Below are 5645 nucleotides of genomic sequence, written 5' to 3' on the forward strand. Positions count from 1 at the left end.
GATTCTCTGAATAGCTCCGATACGCCCGGCGGGCTGCGCGGCGAATACCGGGTGCGGGACCGCAAAGAAATACTGGAACAGGCGCGCGAAATGCTGGCTCAGAAGAAACGAAGCGCCACGGTGCAGAAGATTCTTCCTGTCACCGAGGCTGAGATTACCCTGATCAAGCAGAGCCAGAAACTTCAAGGGAAAGCGAGGATGAGATAATGGGGACGGAATCACCCTTTTTCATGACCAAGGTGGAATGTCCCATCTGTAAGACGGTAAACGAGTATGAGACCATTCGTGTCGGCGCATACACGGAAGCGGAGCGCGACACCGATTTTTGCCCATCAGGCCGCAAATGGCGCAATCCACGATACCAGGCATATAATCCGCTTCTCTATTTCACCGCCACCTGCGCCAATTGCTTCTATTCCAGGGAATTCAACAACAGTTTCAAAGACTGGAAGGAAGACTCCTATTTCAAGACCTACCGTCTTAAGACCGTCAAAGAGCGCCATCTCGACATGCTGGCGCGTTCCGATTCGGTGATTAAAGCAGTCGGGCAGGAGTTAGACCCGAATCGCTATCCCAGCGAAACCGCCATTCTGAAACTGCTTCTGACTATCATTGATGAAACTCTGAATGAGAAACAGATGGACCTCGACCTGGGGCGGTTCTACCTGCGGATTGGCTGGATTTTCCGGGAGATGGATAATGGCGAAAGCACCAACAACCAGGCTATAAAGGGTCACTTGATAGATATCGACCATAAGTTTGACGGCATAGGTAGCGCCGTGCTCGCGGCAAGGGAACGGCTCAAAGCATTTGAGCAGACCGTCGCCGCGCAATTTGAAGATGAAAAAATTCCGGCGGAGGTTAAGTCGCTTCTTTATCCCATAAAAGACAAATTCGACCTGGAGATTTCTTCGAGCCGCGACCTGATTGGACTGCTGGAGGGAAAACTGAATGCCCTGGAGTCATTAAACCAGGAGTTGAAAAAGACAGCAATAGGGGGAGTAGGCGACGACACTCAGGCCGGTTTTCATTCCCACCGGTCTTTCTATGATTTTCTGATTCATATTAAGGAGAAGTGGGATGGTATTCCACTCAATGAAAAAGAGGCGCTGAAGTACGCCGTCAAATATTACAAAATCGCTTTTGAAGAAGGGCGCGATATCGCCGAAGGAAACCAGCAGATTCAGGCATCGTACCTGATTGCCGAACTCTCCCGGCGCATCGGTGATTACGATACCGCCCGCGAATATTTCAATACGACCATTCGGACCGGTCAGGAATTCATATACAAGAACAAAGGGGACCAGAGTCGCACGGCTCTGGCGCGCAAGATTCTGGAACTGGCGATTGAACAGGGTCGTCACAACCTGGCGGAAGCCAAGACGGCGTAGTGTTGCAGGATGGAAAAGGCAATCAAAAATCCCACCAATCTCCCCTTCAAACTGTGGGACAGAATTGAAGTCGTTGTCGGGGAAGACCGCGACCAGGGCGTTTATCTATCCCGCATCGAAGATTTCAACAACGATGGCCTGGTGATTACCAAGCCGGATTTTGTCGGCGGCAACCGTCTTCTGACCGCCAACGCCGCTGTCTATGTGCAATTTATGAGACCTGACGCCCTGTACCGCTTTCCGGCGCGGATTCGCTCGCTGGGAGAACAAGCCGGCGGAATGCTTCAGATCTATGCCATCGGAAATATGGAACGGGTGCAGCGGAGACAATATGTCCGGATAGATATGAAGATAGAACTCAAGTACGCCCTGCTCAAAAGACCCTCGGCGATTATCGACTTGTCCATGATGAAGTGGAATAATTCTCATTCGATAAATATCTCCGCCGGCGGCCTTCTTCTAAAAGTTGATGAATCGGTGAAGAAAGGGGATTTGCTCTTCATCAAACTGTCGGAATATGAAAAACTCTCATTGCCACGTCTCCTGGCGACATGCTGTTGCCGGATTGTCCGGATGAATGACGCCCGCTACGCCGGAGTGGAATTTATTCTGGAACGACAGCTCTCCAAATATTTCAGCGCCACCGAGATGGCGGCGCTGCCGGCGCCGGTAAAAGGATTTACCGCCGGCGTTCAAAATCGCCTGGTCCGCTTCGTGTTCGACCGCCAGATTCAGGAAAGACAGAGAGGGATAATCTAAATGACGGCCGAAAACGACAGTGTCATTATCAGCAGCCGTACCATTGATTATTCCAAGCTGGTCGGGCGGGAGATTCAGTTGAAAACCGAGCAATTCGCCGGCCGAATTCTCAGCACTAAAGTTATGGCGATTACCGATGGCAATCTTATTCTGGACCGTTCCGGGTCGGCGGGGCGAATCGACCAGTTGATTGCCAATCAGAATATCGAAGTAATGTTTGATTACAAAGGGGAACCGGTCGGCTTCACGTCAAAAGTCATCATTCCCCGCCCGGGACGGGTGCAAATACCGATTGCCGAAGAAGTCTCCCCGCGGGTCAGGCGGCGTTATATCCGGTTTCCGATTGCCCGGGCAGTGAAATTGACCTTCTTCGATGATACCAATGTCGGCTATTTCCGCTTAAGCAAGTTGAAATGGATGGAAACCTCAACCATGAATGTCAGCGGGGGCGGCGCTCTGGTTAAAATTCCGGTCTATCTTTCGCGGGATGATTATATGGTGATAAATATTGATATGGAAGAGATAAATATGCCGAGCCTTCTGGTTGCCCGTGTGCGCCACAAACGTCGCAGCGACGACAACGGCTCCCTGGTGGGAGTGGAATTCATGGTAAAAGAAGACTGCCCGCGCAAACTCCCGCGCAATCTTATCAAGAATCTTCCTGCCAGGCTATTTGATTTCGACGACCAGATGCGTCTGGAACTGGCGTCAATCCTAACCGAGAAATATAAAGACCAATTAGAATAAAGGAACTGGCGATGGAACAGTCACGAGTCAAAGTAATCTCCGATGTCACGGTCAGCGATGATACCATCGGGGTAAAACCACCCTTCAAACTGGGCCGCGACAAACAGAGGCGGTATATCCGGCTGGAGATTTCGGAACCGATGGAGGGAACCATTCTCAAGAGCCGCTCCGGGGATTTCTGGCCCGACCTCAACGGACCGTCATTTCACGGCTCCATACTCAACATTTCCGCGGGGGGAGTGCTTCTGGTTACGGAATTTCCGGTTGAGGAGAACGCCGTCGTGCTTATGAAATTCTCCCTTCAGGAGGTGGAAGTGGTGGACCGGATTGTCGGCGTGGTAAAACGGAGTGATGCCGACGAAAAGGAGTGGCTGGTGGGGGTAGAGTTCGTGCCGCGGGAGAATTTTGTAGACATCTTCTCCGGGCCCGAGCAGGCGCTGCTTCCGGAAGATGCGGCATCTTTTGACGAGAAGATAAAAAAGACTCTGAACAAATATATTTTCTTTAAGAAAGTCACCAAGTATGGCAGGGAAGAGATTTAAACGGCGGCTCTGCTGGCCGGTTTTTGCAGGATGCCTTCTCCTCGCAGTCCTAGCCACAACCGCACAGTCGACGATAATTGTTGCCGTCGATATTGCGGAATCACCGTATTGTGACGCTCGATTGATACAAAAGATTGAATATGGAGTGTCGCAGGTGGCGGCGCCGATAACCATTGTCAGCCGGGAAGCTTTTGAGGATGGCAACGCCGGCGAACTGGAGAGAATAGTTTCCTTCGGCCGAGCCCGCCAGGCGCGCTTCATTGTGGATATTATCATCGACCGTATCGACCTGACCAGAAAGAAGGCGACTATCTTTCCCATTCTTGTGTACCGATACCGCACCTATGCCGTTCTGACCGGACGGCTACGAATATTTGACCTGGAGCGGGGAATCGCCGTTTCCGCAGAAAAAATCTCCTGTGAAATCAAAGCCTCCGACCAATGGCAGATATCGGAAGACGACCCCGACAATCCGGCATTGATGATTCCGGCGGACCAGAAAATCGGTCTGTTCGACGCCCTGGAGCAACTGGCGGCTGATGACATCGTGGACAAAATAAAAAGTCTGGCAAAGAAATGAATCAGGCAGCTAAACGAAAAAAGACGGAAGAACCAATCAGCCGATTCTGGAATAAAATCAGCCTGGTGGCCGATGTGGCGGCGGTCATCCGCAATGAACCACCGGGAAAGGAGACCTTTGCCAGAGTTCTCAAGATGATTCAGGAGATTGTCGCCTTTGAATCGGCGACGCTCTATCTCTATGACAAGAAGCGGAAACGTCTGGATGAAATGGTTTCGCTGGGAGAACGGGTAGAGCCGATCGACTTTGTGCAGTTTGAAGTGGGCAGCGGTATCACGGCCTGGGCGGCGCGCCAGAAAAAACCGGTGCTATTATCCAACATCCGCAACCTCGACCGTCCCCCGGAGAAAACCCGCAGCTCTTTCCTCAGCATCCCTCTTCTGGTAGCGGAGGAGCTCATCGGGGCCGTTAATTTTGCTCATACTCTGCCCGATTTTTTCCGTGACAAAGACCTGAAACTGCTGACCATTGTCGGCGACCAGATTGCCATATCGATAGAACGGCTGATATATCAGGCGGAACTGGAAGCGAAGAATCAGGCGCTTCAGAAGGCGCATGAGGAATTGATGGAATCGCAGCGTCACATTATCAATCACGAAAAACTGTCGGCGGTTAAAGAGTTGGCGCGGTCGGTCAATCATGAAATTAACAATCCGCTGGCGGTGATTGTCGGGCAGACGCAATGCCTGGCGCTCATCCGCGACCAGCTGGCGCCGGATTTAATTGAGCGGCTGGAATGCATTGAAAATGAGGCGATGAAAATCGCCGAAATTAATCGCCGGCTTCTTCAGATTGAAGACCTCGTGTCGGAATCATATCTGGATGACCTGGACGGCGTGAGAATGCTGAATCTTCATAAATCGACTTCGGGAGTAAAGGGATGATGGAAATTCTGCAGGATGTAGTGACCAACGAGTATCTCTCGTTTTTGAAAGCCCAGTTTGATGATATGCCGCTTGGCATTTTTATCACCGACCGGCAGGGAATAATAAGTTATATGAATCGGAATGCCTCATCCATTCTGGGGTACCAGGAGCCCGCTGATGCCGGCGGCTCTTCACTTCGGGATATTGACGCCGTCCTCAATACCAGCCTGATGAACTCCCTCAGTCAGATCATCGAAGGAAGAAATCTGGTCCTGCCGGAGCACCGTTGCTCCAACCGTCAGGGGCATTTTGCTACTCTGAATGTATATGTGAGCCCTTTCCGACGACAAGCCGAGGAAACGCTTGGTATCATCGGGATTCTGCAGGATGTTACCGGGAGCGCCCGTCGAAAAGCGGAGCTGGAGGAGGCGATTCTGGAATTGTCGATTCTCGCCGAAGTTTCCGAGGCGCTGTCATCGACGGCCGACCTGGACGAAGTCCTCCGTATAATTCTGACCGGGGTTACCGCCAATCAAGGACTCGGATTTAACCGCGCCTTTCTTTTCCTGATCGATACCGATGGCGCTTACCTTGAAGGAAAAGTGGCTATCGGTCCCAGCAGCCCCGAGGAAGCGGGGGAAATCTGGTCACGGCTGTCTCGTCAGCAGAAAAGCCTGAAAGAGATGCTGGAAGACTACAGCGACCGGGAGAATCTCTCCAATTATTCGCTCAGTTCGCTGATTTCGGGTTGGAGAATTCC

The 5645-nt window shown here is 51.6% G+C and carries 8 protein-coding genes; all 8 read left to right on the top strand.

Annotated features, from left to right (window positions below; all coding sequences use genetic code 11):
- The coding region (locus AB1690_11695; protein MEW6015974.1) for a hypothetical protein at positions 1 to 207 on the top strand (207 nt) is incomplete at its 5' end.
- Complete coding sequence (locus AB1690_11700) at positions 207 to 1391, top strand: DUF2225 domain-containing protein (GenBank protein ID MEW6015975.1); 1185 nt, start codon at positions 207 to 209, stop codon at positions 1389 to 1391. The genes AB1690_11695 and AB1690_11700, both read left to right, overlap by 1 nt.
- Before the next feature lie 9 nt (positions 1392 to 1400).
- Positions 1401 to 2150 (top strand): PilZ domain-containing protein, encoded by a 750-nt coding sequence (locus AB1690_11705; protein ID MEW6015976.1) that lies wholly within the window; start codon positions 1401 to 1403, stop codon positions 2148 to 2150.
- Entirely contained in the window at positions 2151 to 2897 is a 747-nt protein-coding gene (locus AB1690_11710) for a PilZ domain-containing protein (protein ID MEW6015977.1), read from the top strand.
- Positions 2898 to 2908: 11 nt separating this feature from the next.
- A complete protein-coding gene (locus AB1690_11715; protein MEW6015978.1) occupies positions 2909 to 3439 on the top strand; it encodes a PilZ domain-containing protein in 531 nt (176 codons plus the stop codon).
- A gap of 121 nt (positions 3440 to 3560) precedes the next feature.
- Positions 3561 to 4019, top strand: a complete 459-nt coding sequence (locus AB1690_11720; protein MEW6015979.1) for a hypothetical protein — start codon at positions 3561 to 3563, stop codon at positions 4017 to 4019.
- On the top strand, positions 4016 to 4903 hold the full coding sequence (locus tag AB1690_11725) for a GAF domain-containing protein (protein ID MEW6015980.1): 888 nt from the start codon (positions 4016 to 4018) through the stop codon (positions 4901 to 4903). Before AB1690_11720 ends, AB1690_11725 begins: the two co-directional genes overlap by 4 nt.
- Positions 4900 to 5645, top strand: a 746-nt coding sequence (locus AB1690_11730; GenBank protein ID MEW6015981.1) for a PAS domain-containing protein, incomplete at its 3' end; no start/stop codon positions are given. The genes AB1690_11725 and AB1690_11730, both read left to right, overlap by 4 nt.

The organism is Candidatus Zixiibacteriota bacterium (assembly GCA_040753495.1).
Lineage (GTDB): Bacteria > Zixibacteria > MSB-5A5 > GN15 > PGXB01 > DYGG01.

Bases quoted from the DNA above. Each gene is read 5' to 3' on its own strand.
- AB1690_11700 (MEW6015975.1), top strand. From the start codon at position 207: ATGGGGACGGAATCACCCTTTTTCATGACCAAGGTGGAATGTCCCATC.
- AB1690_11705 (MEW6015976.1), top strand. From the start codon at position 1,401: ATGGAAAAGGCAATCAAAAATCCCACCAATCTCCCCTTCAAACTGTGG.
- AB1690_11710 (MEW6015977.1), top strand. From the start codon at position 2,151: ATGACGGCCGAAAACGACAGTGTCATTATCAGCAGCCGTACCATTGAT.
- AB1690_11715 (MEW6015978.1), top strand. From the start codon at position 2,909: ATGGAACAGTCACGAGTCAAAGTAATCTCCGATGTCACGGTCAGCGAT.
- AB1690_11725 (MEW6015980.1), top strand. From the start codon at position 4,016: ATGAATCAGGCAGCTAAACGAAAAAAGACGGAAGAACCAATCAGCCGA.